The sequence below is a fragment of the Paenibacillus arenilitoris genome (assembly GCF_014705655.1).
Classification (GTDB): domain Bacteria; phylum Bacillota; class Bacilli; order Paenibacillales; family Paenibacillaceae; genus Pristimantibacillus; species Pristimantibacillus arenilitoris.
On sequence record NZ_JACXIY010000026.1, the window covers coordinates 44,395 to 59,931 of the forward strand.

Annotated in this window: 10 protein-coding genes and 1 pseudogene; all 11 read left to right on the forward strand. The window is 49.7% G+C overall.

What is annotated here, in order from left to right; genetic code table 11:
• Window positions 1–92 precede the first annotated feature (92 nt).
• The 11 genes and pseudogenes from IDH41_RS20840 (at window position 93) to IDH41_RS20880 (ending at window position 15,132) form a co-directional block, all read left to right on the forward strand.
• Window positions 93–4,247, forward strand: a complete 4,155-nt coding sequence (locus IDH41_RS20840) for a LamG-like jellyroll fold domain-containing protein (RefSeq protein ID WP_190864465.1) — start codon at window positions 93–95, stop codon at window positions 4,245–4,247.
• 271 nt (window positions 4,248–4,518) lie between these two features.
• On the forward strand, window positions 4,519–6,075 hold the full coding sequence (locus IDH41_RS20845) for a glycoside hydrolase family 43 protein (protein WP_223829910.1): 1,557 nt from the start codon (window positions 4,519–4,521) through the stop codon (window positions 6,073–6,075).
• Between the two features lie 4 nt (window positions 6,076–6,079).
• Window positions 6,080–6,439, forward strand: a complete 360-nt coding sequence (locus tag IDH41_RS20850; protein WP_190864467.1) for a beta-L-arabinofuranosidase domain-containing protein — start codon at window positions 6,080–6,082, stop codon at window positions 6,437–6,439.
• Window positions 6,438–6,779, forward strand: a pseudogene (locus IDH41_RS31500) (glycosyl hydrolase family 95 catalytic domain-containing protein); the annotation flags it as partial. The gene IDH41_RS20850 and the pseudogene IDH41_RS31500, both read left to right, overlap by 2 nt.
• 65 nt (window positions 6,780–6,844) lie before the next feature.
• Window positions 6,845–7,060: a glycoside hydrolase family 95-like protein gene (locus tag IDH41_RS32200; RefSeq protein ID WP_397328334.1), complete on the forward strand. Its 216-nt coding sequence runs from the start codon at window positions 6,845–6,847 to the stop codon at window positions 7,058–7,060.
• Window positions 7,061–7,206: 146 nt separating this feature from the next.
• Window positions 7,207–8,967 (forward strand): cache domain-containing sensor histidine kinase, encoded by a 1,761-nt coding sequence (locus IDH41_RS20855; RefSeq protein ID WP_223829917.1) that lies wholly within the window; start codon window positions 7,207–7,209, stop codon window positions 8,965–8,967.
• Window positions 8,960–10,414, forward strand: coding sequence for a response regulator transcription factor (locus IDH41_RS20860; protein ID WP_190864471.1), 1,455 nt, complete (start codon window positions 8,960–8,962; stop codon window positions 10,412–10,414). The genes IDH41_RS20855 and IDH41_RS20860 overlap by 8 nt, the downstream gene beginning before the upstream one ends.
• Window positions 10,415–10,751: 337 nt before the next feature.
• A complete protein-coding gene (locus tag IDH41_RS20865) occupies window positions 10,752–12,218 on the forward strand; it encodes an extracellular solute-binding protein (RefSeq protein WP_190864473.1) in 1,467 nt (488 codons plus the stop codon).
• Between the two features lie 81 nt (window positions 12,219–12,299).
• A complete protein-coding gene (locus tag IDH41_RS20870) occupies window positions 12,300–13,241 on the forward strand; it encodes an ABC transporter permease (protein WP_190864475.1) in 942 nt (313 codons plus the stop codon).
• A gap of 345 nt (window positions 13,242–13,586) precedes the next feature.
• Window positions 13,587–14,177, forward strand: a complete 591-nt coding sequence (locus IDH41_RS20875; protein ID WP_397328350.1) for a carbohydrate ABC transporter permease — start codon at window positions 13,587–13,589, stop codon at window positions 14,175–14,177.
• Window positions 14,178–14,214: 37 nt separating this feature from the next.
• On the forward strand, window positions 14,215–15,132 hold the full coding sequence (locus tag IDH41_RS20880; RefSeq protein WP_190864479.1) for a glycoside hydrolase family protein: 918 nt from the start codon (window positions 14,215–14,217) through the stop codon (window positions 15,130–15,132).
• The last annotated feature ends 405 nt before the right edge of the window (window positions 15,133–15,537 follow it).

Here is a 15,537-nt window from a genome sequence, read left to right on the forward strand (position 1 = left end):
GGCTTCTCTTCTTGAAAATGGAAAAAGAAAGAGTGGGGATAGACACCGATATGCTGCAGCAGTAACGATGAGGAATAAGAAGGAGGTTAAAAATGGATTTCAGCAAATGGAGAAAGCGTTACCAACGTTGTATTGTCTATATTCTTTGTTTTACATTAGCGATCACCTTTACAGGCTTTGGAGGGAAGGAAACAGCGGAAGCGGCTGTTTCTCCGCTGATTACTTCTTACAAACCGCAGGCGGTAAACGCCGATACGAATGCTTCCTATACGGATGCAAACGGGAATACGATATCGGCGACGATCCATCACCCTGGCATTGCCATGTCGCTGGCAGATCTGGACAATATGCGCGATCATGTAAGAGCGGGAGACGAGCCTTGGAATACGGCGTTCGAGGCGTTTGCCGCCGACCCGCAATCCAGACCGAACCCAAGAATCTTATATGAAGCCGGAAATGATCTTTTCGTTAATATCCGCGGGCCGTGGGCCTTCACTGATGCGAACGGAAAATATTGGGCGAACCCAAGCGATTATGTGGGGACGCGCGCGAATACGGATGCTTTGGTCGCTTTTAAACAAGCGGTTATGTGGTATATTACCGGCGATGAGACGTACCGTTCCAGTGCGATGTCTATCATCAGAGCTTATTCCGGTATCCAGTCCGTTGCAACTCATACGAGCTTCCGTTTTGCGACGATGACTTACTTGCTCGCGGCGGCTGCCGAGATTATGCGATATTCCGATACCGAGGCGGAAAGTTTGAAATGGACGGAAACCGATACTCAGAATTTTACCAATATGATGGAGCTTTGCTCGGTCACTTATAACCCTCATTCTTTTTTCATGAACCAGCATCAGTTTACGGTTATGGGAACGATGGCGCGGGCGATCTTTACCAATGACCTGGAGCTGTATGCGGAGGCCGTAGAAGCAGCAATGGTTAACGCCGCAGGCGATGATGGAGGAAGAAACGGTTCGATCAAGCATGAAATGCGATGGATGACGACGAATGAAATGACAGGAGAACCGCTCGACCCGTCGGATTATCATGTGCAGTTAATGGAAATGGGCCGCGATGTGGGACATGCTTACGCCAATATCGCCGGATTGTCTACTTTGGCCCAGACCATCTACGCCCAGGGGACGAAGGTTGACCCGGTAGACGGAACCATGTCCACGGCCGCTAATGCGGTGAATCCATTCAACTTCCTTGATGACCGACTGTTGGCAGGAACAACCTATGCACTGAGGTACCATTTGGGATATGATGTGCTATGGACACCTGCTGTCGCAAACCAAAGCTATGCCGGTCAGATTTTTGACCAGATTAACCCGCATCTAAGAGGTAGGATCGATCCGTTCCTAAGTGTTTTATATAACTATTATAAATATATCGAAGGGCAGGATATGACCCAGGAAAAATTCAAATACCTGGCCTATGCCTATGAAACCAGAATGCCGGAGGTTGCAGGAAAGGATTATCCGCTGGCGTCGCTGCTGTACACGCCCGATGCAGCCGAGGCCGATGGGGTGAGCAATCGGATCATTCTGGGTAATATCACGGGATTGACAGCAACGAGGGCAGGTTCGGATACGATCAACATAAGATGGACGGCTGTACCGGACGCGCTCGGTTACAACATCTTTAGATCCACAGAAGAGAATGGAACGTATACCCAGATTAACAGTGCGCCAATTACAACAACGTCTTATAGCGATACAAGCTTGACTCCCAATACGATTTACTATTATAAGGTCAGCGTATCTGGAGGATCAACGTCGGCGGCTATATCGGAAACAACGGGAGGAACCGGCGTTCCGGTTTTCGATGCAAGCAGTTATTCTCTTCATGTCAATCATACGCATCAATCCGTATTAAGGGTCATTCACTCGGACCGAAGCATTCAGGTTCTTAACAGCCAAGCGAGCTTTACTTCATCAGATCCGACTGTAGCAGCCGTCGATTCGACAGGTTTGGTGACCGGGAACAGTGCGGGTACGGCTACGATTACCGCGACCTATAACGGGCAAGCTTATCAGGCAACCGTAAAAGTCATCGCCGACGCCTCTCTAAAAGCCTGGTACAAATTTGACGAAACGAGCGGAGCTTCAGCCGCGGACGCATCCGGATATGGCAATACCGGGACAGTAAATGGCGGCGCGGCCTGGACAACCGGGCAAACAGGCAACGCGGTCGTTCTTGACGGGACAAACGACTATATTGCGCTTCCTGCCAGCGTTGTCTCCGAGGCCGACGCGATCACGGTTGCGGCATGGGTCAATCTCGATACCGCGAGCAACTGGATGCGTATTTTCGATTTCGGTTCCGGAACCTCCACCTATATGTATCTTTCACCGAAAAACGGAGCCAATGGCAAAATCCGCTTTGCGATCAAAAACAATAATTCGAGTGAGCAAATCATTGAAGGCCAATCGGCGCTGCCTACGGGAGGCTGGCATCATGTGGCCGTCACGTTAAACGGTTCGACCGGTACGCTCTATGTCGACGGCGTTCAAGCGGGGAGCCATACGTCGATGACCATTAAGCCGTCCGATCTGGGCGAAACGACGCAGAATTGGATCGGACGCTCCCAATTCTCCGATCCGTATCTCGACGGACGGGTGGACGATTTCAGAATCTATAACCGCGCGATAAGTTCATCTGAAGTTACGAGCGTGATGAACGGACAAACCTTGGAAACCGTAACGGCAGCACCGACAGGAGTGACGGCTGCGACAGCAGACCACAGATCGATTAACGTAAGCTGGCCGGCAGTAGCGGGAGCAACGGGTTATAACGTTTACTTCTCCGATTCTCTGGCGGAGAATGCCGTCTATACAAAGATTAATAGTCAGTTGATAACGGGAACATCGTTTGCCAGCCAGGGATTGAAGCCGATAACTGCCTACCATTACAAGGTAACGGCTGTGAATGCAATAGGAGAATCGGACATGTCGGCCATTGCATCCGCAACAACCGATGGTATGCCGGTCGCGGGCCTCCTATCATGGTATAAGCTTGACGAAACAACCGGAGCTTCAGCCGCAGACGCATCCGGAAACGGCAATCATGGGACGTTGAATGGCGGTACAGCCTGGGCGACAGGTAAAATCGGAGGCGCTGCGGATCTTGCCGGACCGAACGGCTATATGGCTCTTCCTGGCGGTATTGTCTCCGGGACCGACGCGATTACCATTGCCGCTTGGGTGAATCTGGATACGGCGAGCAATTGGACGCGAATTTTCGATTTCGGTTCCGGAACTTCGACCAGTATGTTCCTGACGCCGAAAAATGGAGCAAATGGAAAAATCCGCTTTGCGATCAAGAACAATGGTTCAAGCGAACAAATCATTGACGGGCAGTCAGCGCTGCCGACTGGAGGCTGGCATCATGTGGCCGTCACCTTAAACGGTTCGACCGGCACTCTCTATGTTGATGGAGCTGGGGTGGGAAGCAATACGTCGATGACCCTTAAACCGTCCGATCTTGGCGCCACCACTCAGAATTGGATCGGCCGCTCCCAGTACCCGGATCCCTATCTCGACGGACGGGTGGATGACTTCCGGATTTATGACCAAGCGCTTCCTGCCGACGAGATCGCCGCGCTTGCCGCACCCGGCATGATCGCCTGGTACAAATTTGACCAAACCGGCGGGATCACAGTTGCAGACTCGTCAGGAGATTTCAATCATGGAACGATGAATGGCGGCGCAGCCTGGACGACAGGCAAAGTCGGCCATGCAGTGGAGCTTAACGGAACAAACGGCTATATTGCCCTCCCTTCCGGTATTGTCTCCGGAACCGACAAGATCACCATTGCGGCGTGGGTGAGAATGGATACCGTGAGCAACTGGACGCGTGTTTTCGATTTCGGCTCCGGAACTACGACTAATATGTTCCTTACGCCGAAAGCAGGGTCAAATGGAAAAATTCGCTTTGCAATCAAGAACAATGGTTCGAGCGAACAAATCATTAATGGGCAGTCGGCGCTGCAGGCGGGAGGCTGGCATCATGTCGCCGTCACATTAAATGGTTCGACCGGCAAGCTCTATGTCGACGGCCTTGAAGTGGGGAGCAATACGTCGATGACCATTAAACCGTCCGATCTTGGCGCCACCACTCAGAATTGGATCGGCCGTTCCCAATATACCTCCGATCCGTACCTTGACGGGCGAGTGGATGACTTCCGGATTTATAACCAAGCTCTCTCTGCCGGCGAGATCGCCGCGCTTGCAGGATTGTAACAGGCGGGAGAGAAGCACAACGATCAGAAGCCTGTAGACCCTGCTTCATTAGAAGCAGCAGAGTCTACAGGCTTTTACAATTACGAAGGCCGTTCAGCGCTTTGTATTCTGAGTTCAGAAAGCATCAGGATACCACCTTGCAGTGATAGTTTGAAAAAGGTTCAAAAACCATCAAATCGGCATTTTGACAAAATGAGAACTTGAACATTCATAATGTTGGTATTAAAGTCAAGCAAGGAAAAAACTTTCATACTGGAAAGGATGAGTCTGATTGGAGGATAACTATAATCTGTTATCAAAGAAGGGAGCTTGGGGAGATCAGGGAGACGGTACCTATGTCAATCCTATCTTGCCTGGAGATTATAGCGATCCGGATGCCATTCAGGTCGGGGATGATTATTACGCCATCTCCTCTACCTTGCATTGCTCTCCGGGGATGGCGGTGCTGCATTCCAAGGATCTTGTGAATTGGAGCATGATCGGACATGTTGTTCCAGATTTGACAAGCATCGGCCCGGAATACAATTACGATCGCATGAATCGTTACGGCAGAGGCGTCTGGGCCGGCGCCATCCGATTCCATAAGAATAAATATTGGGTGTATTTTTTTACGCCCGATGAAGGCTTGTTTATGAGCACGGCATCCGATCCGGCGGGACCTTGGGAGCCGCTTCATCAGGTTTGGGAGGTCAGCGGCTGGGACGATTGCTGTCCATTCTGGGACGATGACGGACAAGGCTACCTGGTTGCTACTCATTTTGCCGATAACTACAATATTCATTTAATTAAACTTAGTGAAGACGGCAAAGAGCTGCTGCATGACAGCGATAGGATTATCCATCAATACAAAGGGAGCGAAGCCAATAAGCTCTACAAAATAAATGGAACCTACTATTTCTTCCACAGCGAAGTGCGCGCTCAGGAAGGCTTCGAAGCCCGGGTTGTCATGATGTTAAGGGCAGAGCATATATATGGTCCTTATGAGGAAAAGGAAATTATCCATACACACGGAAAGGAAATAGACCGGGAGCCGAATCAGGGCGGACTTGTCCAGACGGTTTCCGGAGATTGGTACTTCATAAGCCATCAAGGATCGGGCGCGCACGAAGGCAGACCATTGCACTTGCTTCCCGTAACATGGGTGGACGGATGGCCGATTATCGGAGAAGATACGGACGGCGACGGAGTCGGAGAGATGGTATGGGGAGGCAGGAAGCCGATTAACGGGTATCCCGCAACGGTTCTTTCCACATACGACGATTTTGACAGAGCCGATCTTGCGCCGTATTGGGAATGGAACCATCAGCCAAGAGCCGATAAGTGGTCGTTAACGGCCCGGCCCGGCTATTTGCGTCTGCACACATGTCAGCCTATCGACAAGGACAATTTTTTCACCGTATGCAACGTCCTTTCACAAAGAGCGTTTAGAACCGTTCACAATGAGGCAACAGCAAAAATAGAGATCGGCAGCATGGCGGATGGACAAGAAGCAGGCCTTTGCCATTTTGCGAAAACCTATTGCACGATTGGCGTTCAACAACTGAACGGGACAAGGGTCCTGAAGTTCAACAGCTCGGGAACGATTGTATGGGGTCCAAAAATAACTGGCAGCGCCCTGTGGTTAAGGTCTGTATGGAACATAGACGGAATCAGCCGCTTCGAATACAGTGTCGATGGGGTACAATTCACGAGCTTTGGAGACGCGTATCAGCTCGGATGGGGCAATTACAGGGGAGACCGGATCGGGTTATACAGCTATAACTGCGAAAGTGAACAGGGTTATATCGATGTAGACCAGTTTTGTTATGAGGTCGCAGGAGCAAAGTGAGAGGATGATCTCGTTGAAAGCACGAACCAGCCCCACCCCTTTAAAGCATTTCGAGCTTGATCAAGTGCAATTACGGGATGATATTCATACGAATGCATTCAAGAAAGAATGGAGTTATTTGACCAGTTACGAAGTCGACCGCCTTCTTGCCGGCTTCCGTGAAACGAAGGGCTTGCAGCTGAAAGCGGATAAATACCCGGGGTGGGAGAACACCGAAATTCGAGGCCATACGTTAGGCCACTATTTGACTGCTGTCTCCCAAGCTTATTCGCAAACGAAAGATCAGGATCTGCTCGCGAGAATCGAATACCTTGTTGCAGAATTGGCCGAATGCCAACAGGACAGCGGTTATTTATCGGCTTAAGGATACTCGGCCGCCATGGAGCAGCAACTATACATTAAATATTAATGCGCAAATGAACTATTGGCTTGCGGAAACTTGTCAATTGGCGGAATGCCATGAGCCATTGCTCGACTTTATCAGCGGGTTGGCAAGGACCGGTGCAGAAACCGCAAAAATCAATTACGGGGCGAGAGGCTGGGTGGCCCATCACAATAGCGACATATGGCGCCAGTCAACACCGGTTGGAGACTATGGTGCGGGAGATCCGGTCTGGGCAAGCTGGTTTATGGCCGCTCCATGGCTCTGTCAGCATCTGTATGAGCATTACTTGTATGGAGGGGACAAGCAATTCCTACGGAAAACACCGGGGTATATCCGGGTCATCAGCTAACGCCGGAGGCTAGAAACGGAAATCGTGCATTCGATTTGAGGGGGAGACTCACGGAAGCGAGGATCCGTTCACGATTAGGCGGAACTTGCAGATGTAGAACAGATTGTCCGATTCGGATCGAAACGAATGGAACACCGGTTCCTTTTGATTTGGATTCGAGCGGTACGTTCGTCTTTGTTACAGAAAAAGGTTGCGAGTATACAATCTTTCCTATAAATGCGGGGCGGTTGGTCGGGATGATTTCGAGGTAAGCGTGCGCATCCCGGGACAGAATTGAGAGCCGTAAGTGAACCAGAGTAAGTCCGGAACATGAACGGCGTGTTCCGGACTTGTCGTTGTTATCGACAAGACATGGATGGAAATGGCGCAAATATACAAAGGGGCGAAGAAATAGGTGATGCGAATCTTGGACCTCTTTCGAAAGATGAGCCTGATGAGGCAGATCTTGTTTCTGATTCTGATGATGCTGATTATTTTGTTGATCTCCTTCATTATATCGAACACGATTGCCGGGGGGATCATCGAAAGGAAGGTCACCGTATCCGTGGACAAGATTCTGCAGCAGGTTATGGAAAAAATGGAGAGCTTCTACTCGGATATGGGCGGGATTTCGACCTCGCTTTTATACGGCCCGACAATCGAGAACTTCCTGGATTCGGATGATCTTACTAGGATTCTGATGAACAACGAAGTCAATTCCGTGTTCGCCAATACGATCAATCTGAAGGAGAACATAAGAGGCATCCATTTGTACGACAAGGATGGTAAGCTGGTCGCAGGCATCGGGGCGGGAACCGGCGATGCCGTCAAGTCTCCCGCCGCCAGGATCGAGTATTCCGGCATATTGTCGCAACCAAACACGAACGTTACATTGACTTATTATTCCATCGCCTTTCCGATTTACAATTTCAAAAGTGAATTACTGCGGGATTACAAAGGAACAAGCGTCTTCGTCATGAATACCGAGAATTTCAACCACATTTTGAAAAACGCTAAAATGACAGCTCATTCCCGATTCCTTTTGCTCGATCAAAACAATAAGATCATGGCAAGTGAAGGAGATACGCGCCGTTTCGATACGTTTGACCCGTCGGTATGGAAAAATGACAAGCGGTACATCTACCAGTCGGCCGTGCTTCCCCGTACCGGCTGGAAGCTAATCAGCATCATACCGAAAAACGAGCTGCTGCAGGATCTGGATGTCATTCAGAGACTTAATATCGTCACCTACCTGATCATGTTCGGCATGCTGTGTTTGTTCCTGTTTCTGTTTTTTACCCGCATTATGAAGCCGATCAAGGCTTTGATGGACTTTATAAAATCTTATCCGAAAAAGGGCGGGGAGCACCGTTTTAACGTCGTCGTTCATAACGAGATCGGCATGCTTGCTGTCAATCTGAACAAGATGCTTGATAAAATTGATTCACTGGGCAACGAGATCCAGCTTGCGCAAAGGCAAATGTATGAAATCGAAATTGCCAAAAAACAGGCGGAAATATCGGCATTCCGCAATCAGATCAATCCGCACTTTTTGTACAATACGCTGGAATGTATCCGTGCTTTAGCCTTATACAATAAGGGCGAGGAGATTGCGGACATATCGGCTTCCTTATCCAATATGTTCCGATATTCGGTGAAAGGAAACGACTTCGTGACGATCCGGGATGAAATTTCGCATGTCAAGGAGTATGCAAATATTATCGAGCTCCGCTTTATGAGGAGGATCCGGGTGGAAATCGAAGCCGAAGAAGGCCTGCTCGGCAAGAAGATGCTGAAAATGCTGCTGCAGCCGATTGTCGAGAATGCCGTCTTTCACGGCTTGGAGAAAAAAAGAGGCAAAGGCATCGTCCAGCTAACAGTACATTCGCTCTCAGACAACCGGATTCGATATACCGTCCAGGATAACGGTTGCGGCATGGATGAGAGACTCGTGCAAGAGCTGCTGCAACGTTTGAGGAATTCCGATGCGCTCGTCCCTGCGGTGAAGGATGACATGCAAGGAATCGGACTTCCCAATATTTACCGAAGAATCAAGCTGTTCTACGGCGATGCAGCGGAGATGGACATTCAAAGTCAGTTAAATAGCGGAACGATGATCAGCATTTCCATTCCGGTGCATGAAAATGCGGAGCATGAGGTGGGAACGAATCGTGGATAGCGTATTGATTGTTGACGATGAGCCTTGGGTTGCAAAAGGATTGAATGTATTGATCGACTGGGAGAGCCTGGGTTACACCGTAATTGGTGAAGCTTACGACGGAATTGATGCTATGGAAGCGATTGAGAAACAGAAACCCGATGTCGTGATCTCGGACATCCGCATGCCCGGATTGAACGGGATCGAGTTGCTCGAAAGCATTCGCCTTCAGGGGCTGCAAACGAAAGTTATCCTGGTCAGCGGCTTTGCGGAGTTCGACTATGCGCAAAAAGCGCTCCAGCTCGGCGCCTTCGATTATTTGCTCAAGCAGGTCGACAGAAACACGTTGACCGAGACCTTGCTGCGGTTAAAGATGGAGCTGGAGAAGAGGCATATAGGGAAGCGAGAACCGGAATTGCACCTCGAGGATCTGTTCGAATTGCTCGAGCCCGACAACAATATCAAAATCAGCAATTTTATGATCAATCGAGAAATGGAATTCGAGTTTCCCCACTACCGATTCATCAGCTGTTTATATCTACATTCGTCTGCTTCGGATGCCGTCATCGAGCAAGCGACGCAGAACGGTATCCAATGGATTCGCTTTCGCACGGGGCAGAATAAAACGTCGTATCTGGTCAATTACGACGAACAAAAAAGCCCGGCCGACTTGCTCGATTTCATCTCGGGAAGCCTTGACAGCGCTCATTACATGGGAATCAGCGGCATCGGGCTTTACTCGACGCCAATCGGCAAGCTGTATCAGGAATCGGATATCGCCCTGTCCAGCTCCTCCTTTCTGCAGGCGCAGAGGATGACCGAATATAAATCGACAGACCACATAGCAGAGCTGTCCAAGCTGGTGCTTAAAATCGAGCTGGCCATTAAAGGATATAAACGAGACATTATTCGGCAAGGGCTGAACGAGCTAAGCGAGGAATGCGAAAAGCGCAGCATGCTGATCGACCAAATTTCCGCGGTTTACAACCAGATCGTCTTGTTCGTATACAAATATTACGGCAACAGCGATTTTGCTCAAGGCCTTGAGTACTTGACGTATTCCCAAATCGTCCGATCCTGCGAGTCGGTGCGGCAGCTCTTTGAAAGGATCGGCGTCATCTTCGCACAGCAGTCAGATGAAGAGATGCTCCTTTCCAAAGAGACGGTGAAGAAAATCATCGACAAAATCGATTCCAGCTATACGGAGGATATTTCGCTCAGCATGTTATCAAGGCAATTCAATGTCAGTCTCGGTTACTTAAGCGCCTTGATCAAGAAGGAGACGGGAACCAACTATACAGATTACGTGGTCGCCATGAGATTGAATCTGGCTAAGGAGCTGCTGAGCGATGAATCTCTGTCGATACAGGATATCGTAGAACGGGTAGGGTATAAAGATTATTTTCATTTCAACAAGCTGTTCAAAAAACATTTCGGCATCACACCGAGCAAACACCGTAAAATATGATGCAACAAAAATCTACACCAAACCAAAAACAAAACTGAAGCATATGGCAAGCCCGAGATTCAGGCTAAGATAAGGATGTCTCAACCATTATACAATACTGGGGTGATCAGCAAGTATGAAAAAGTTGAAAGTGCTTACAGTATTAACCTTGGCGAGCGCCTTAGCTCTGACAGGCTGCAGCTCCGCAAAAAACGAAGAAAGCAGCAATAACGCACCGCCGAAGGAATCAGCAACCGCAACGAATTCGTCAGAGCCGGTAAGTCCTGAGAAGCTGACATGGTTCTCCGACGCGAGTTATTGGAACCCGCCATCGCCATGGAATACGGATCCTGACTCGGTGCAAGGTGCGATTACCGAAATAACCGGTCTGGTGTTTGATTTCAACATTCCGGCGTCAGATGCCGGCACGAAGCTGAACCTGATGTTGGTTTCGTCCGATCCGCTTCCGGACATCCTCACGCTGACGGACGGCATATTGATGAAGAAGCTGATTCAGGCGGATAAGGTGTGGAATCTGGAAGAGTTCTTGAAGAAATACGATCCTTCCTCGCCGCTGTTGACCAATTTCCCGGAGGACTTGAAGAAGGGACTGATCGAGCGGGATGGCGGATGGTACGCTTACCCAAGTCATATAGATACGAAGGAAGCGAGGAAAATGTATCCCCCATCCAGCGAGTTTTATTCCGACGGGGCCAAGTACCGCAACAATGGCGCGGTCATGTTCAATGAACAGATTATGAATGATGCCGGCATTTCCATTGACGAGCTCAAAACCGAGGATGGCGTGCTTGCCGCTCTCAAAAAAGTGAAGGACATGAACCTGAAGGTTGACGGCACGCCGGTTATCCCGCTTCAGATTGACGGTAAGGCATATCAAAACGGGGCGCTCAATACGCTTAAGGGGCATTTCGGCGCAATGCCTGTCGATAAGGATGGCAACTACCGGGACATGATTTTTGCGCCGGAAACGAAGCATGCGCTCGACTTCCTGTTCAAGACAGCGCAAGAAGGCTATTTCGATCCGGGGCAAATGACGCTGGACGCTCCGGCCGTGGACGCAGCCGTCAATTCCGGACGCGTATTCTGCTATATCGGGGGTACGGCCGGCAAAACCAATTCGGGCATCCCTTGGGTATCGCCCGGCCCGATCCTGTCGAATCAGAACACGAAGCCCGTGTATGGAAAGTCGATGAAAGCGCCAACAGGCTGGATGCAGACATTCATTTCCAAGACGGCCTCGAATCCGGAGAAAATCGCCAAATGGCTTGATTTTATGACCAGCCATGAAGGGCTTTTGCTCAATTATTACGGGTTTGAGGGCAAACATTATACACTTGAGAACGGTCTTGTCGTCTTGAATGAGCAGGGGCAAAAGGCCCAGAACGATTATTCGACAACCGGCGTATTTGCGTTATGGCCGTTCCACAATATTGCCTGGCATGATCACGCAACCGCAGCTCCTACCACGAAGGTCGGTACGGACGGACTCATGGCCATGCAAGTGCAGACGGCAGCCGCCAAGGCTTCGGTCATATACGATAGCTCGCCGCTCGCCATGCCGAACGATTTCATTCCGGCCAGCAGTAAAATGGCGAACGATAAAGCGCAAATCGCGACTTATTTGCAGTCCCAAATCTCCAAGATCATCCTCGCGAAGTCTGAGGAACAGAAAGAGAAGTACTACAACGAGATGATCGCCAAGGTGAAACAAATGGGACAATCCGAGATCGACGCGAAAATCAACGAGCAGTTCCATAAACAGGAGCAGGCTTTTGGCGTGAAGGTTGTAGGGATCAATTCGTAATCGAACGACCGTTTGTGAGCCGTGCCAAAGCGCCCAGCGCTTTGGCACGATCAATGTTGGCCTGAGAGGAGGAACGACAGGATGAAACTTTCAAGAAGAAAAGGCTATTCGCTCGGATACGATTTCCGGACCCAGCTGGAGCTCAATATCATGATCTGGCCGGCCATTATCCTGATTTGCGTCTTTAGCTTCTTCCCGTTTTTCGGGCTGCTGATGGCGTTCAAGAGCTATGATCCGATCACAGGGATCAAAGGGATCTTTACGAGCCCATGGAACCATTTTCAACACTTTACGCTCATCTTTGACAACTTTCAGTTCTGGCCGATGATCAAAAATACGATCGGCATCAATCTCTTAGGCTCGCTTGTCGGACTGCCGGCTACGCTTCTGTTCGCTTTGTTGCTGAACGAGATTACGAGCGCGAAATTCAAATCGTTTATTCAAACCGTGACTTATTTGCCGCACTTTTTGTCCTGGGTTATTTATGGCGGCTTGTTTATCACCCTCCTGAACCCCGAGGGCGGCATCGTAAACTATTTGCTCATGCAACTGCATCTGGTGGGCAAGCCGGTTCAATTTTTGGCGGATCCGGACTACTTTTGGGGGATTACGATCGTAACGGGATTGCTCAAAGACATCGGCTGGGGAGCGATCTTATACCTGGCGGCGATTGCTGGCGTCGATCAGTCGTTGTACGAGGCGGCTGCGATCGACGGCGCCGGGCGGTTCAAGAGAATGCTGCACGTTACGATCCCAAGCATCATGCCGACGGTCATGATTCTGATCATCTTCGCGGTCAGCGGCATGTTTAACAATAACTTCACGCAAATCTTCGTTCTGCAAAATTCGCTAAACCTGCCGGCAAGCCAGGTTATCGATACGTACATCTATCAAACGGGTCTGCTGCAATTCCAATTTGCCGCTGCGACGGCAATCGGGCTTATGAAATCGGTGCTTGCGCTTGTCCTGTTGATCGGAGCAAATTTTGCATCGCAGAGATTGACGAAATCGGGTCTGTTCTAGGAGGTGAACGATATGGTCGGAGGCAAGTCTTCGGGGGAGCGCGTTTTTAATATAACGAATGTCGCATTCATGCTGATTCTGATGTTTGCGACCATTTATCCGTTTTGGTATGCGGTCGCGAGCTCCCTGAACGGGGGAGTGGATCTTCAACGAGGGCCCGTGTTTCTATGGCCTCGGGAGTTTACCTGGGCAAGCTGGCGGACCGTATTGTCGGATCCAGGCTTGATTCAAGCGACATGGATTACCGTATCACGGACCGTGATCGTCACAGCCGTGTCCATACTATACACTGCGATGTTTGCCTACGCGTTTTCGAGGCCTTATTTGAGAGGGCGAAAATGGGTTATGGCTGTCGGATTTACAAGCATGTATTTCAGCGGCGGGTTGATTCCTTCCTTCATGTTAATCAATTGGCTGGGGCTGTATGATAATTATTGGGTCTACATCATTCCTTCCTTATTCGGAGGCTTCTGGAATGTAATTGTTCTGAATGCGAACTACAAAACCATTCCAGACTCGCTTTTCGAATCGGCCAAAATGGACGGAGCCAGCGAATTTATTGTGTTTTTCCGTATTGTTCTGCCGCTCTCAAAGCCGGTTTTAGCGGCGCTATCCGTTTTCTCGGCAGTAAGCATATGGAACGATTACGGTACTACCCTTTATTTCACGCAGTCCAATCATCTGCAAACCCTGCAATATCTTATATTGAAATTGCTTCAGACAAGCACGGCGATCGAGCAGTTGGCGAGCACTGCCCAGCTATCGAACGCATCCGTCTTCGCGCTGCTGTCCAAATCGCAAGGGGAGGGGCTCGTTACGTCGCAAACGCTTCAACTCTCCTCGATGGTAATCGCGTCGATTCCGATGATCGTTATGTACCCGTTCGCCCAGCGGTTCTTTCTTAAAGGTGTTTTGATAGGGTCCGTAAAAGAGTAATCCGAAAACCGTTATACTGAAAAGGAGTGGAGAAGGAATGAAATCGCCATTGTTCAGGGATCCCATCTATGACGGTGCGGCAGATCCTGTCGTTATTTGGAATCGGCAGGTCAAGGAATGGTGGATGATCTATACGAACCGCCGCGCAACGGTGGAGGGTCCGAGATTCGGATGGGTGCATGGCACCGATCTTGGTGTTGCTTCTTCATCGGATGGCGGATCTACCTGGTTATACCGGGGAATCCTGGAAGGTCTCGAAACGGAATGGGGAAGAAATACGTTCTGGGCGCCAGAAATCATATGGCATGAAGGGCTGTACCATATGTATGTCACATACGTCCACGGCGTACCGAAAGATTGGACGGGCAAGGCTCGTATCCGGCATTATACAAGCCCCGACCTTATTCATTGGGAGTTCCTGTCCACGCTTGGCATTAGCGAGGAGAACGTGATCGATGCCTGCGTGTACCGGCTGCCGAACGGCACGTTCCGAATGTGGTTTAAGCAGCGGAATCATACCTTCGCTGCCGAGAGCAACGATCTGTATGAATGGCAGCCTATTGGTCCGGTAATAACCGAAAGAGGCCATGAAGGACCGAATGTTTTCCGCCTGGGCGGCTATTATTGGATGATCGTAGACGAGTGGAGAGGACAAGGCGTATTCCGTTCCGATGATCTTACGGCATGGGAGCGAAACGGCCTCATTCTCGACCAGCCTGGCAAACGCGAGGATGACGGGACGATTGGCCTTCACGCCGATGTGGTCGTTCAAGGAGAAGAAGGGTATATTTTTTATTTTACTCATCCCGGCCGTGTGGATGGGCATCATGAAGAGTCGAACCATTATGAATGGCGACGTTCCTCCATTCAGGTGGCCAAGCTGGAGGTCGTGAACGGAGTGCTGATCTGCGACCGCGACATGGAGTTTGAGTTGAATCTTAGAGAAGAAGATTAATCATTCTGCCTATCTAGGGGGACCTGACCATCAATGTTCAAGGCGAATTAAAAATACGGACCAAACAAAGCGGCCCTGTATTGGCGGAAAAGCTGAAATAAAGGTGGAGGATGAATATCCGCTGAATGCTAGAAATCCACATTATCCAGTAATGCCAAAGCGGATCTGGTAGATGAACACTACTATAAAGCTCCAAATTGGTTTTTGGCGACGTTGTCCATTTGGTCTGCTATGCGCCGATGTTGGCCCATGTTGATTATGTAAACTGGCGGCCGGACTTGATTTGGTATAATAATCATTCGGTTTAAGGGACCCCTAATTACTATGTGCAGAAAATGTTCATGAATGATCAAGGCGATGTTGTACTGCCTTCTCAATACACGGATTTGGAAGAAAAGCAGCAGC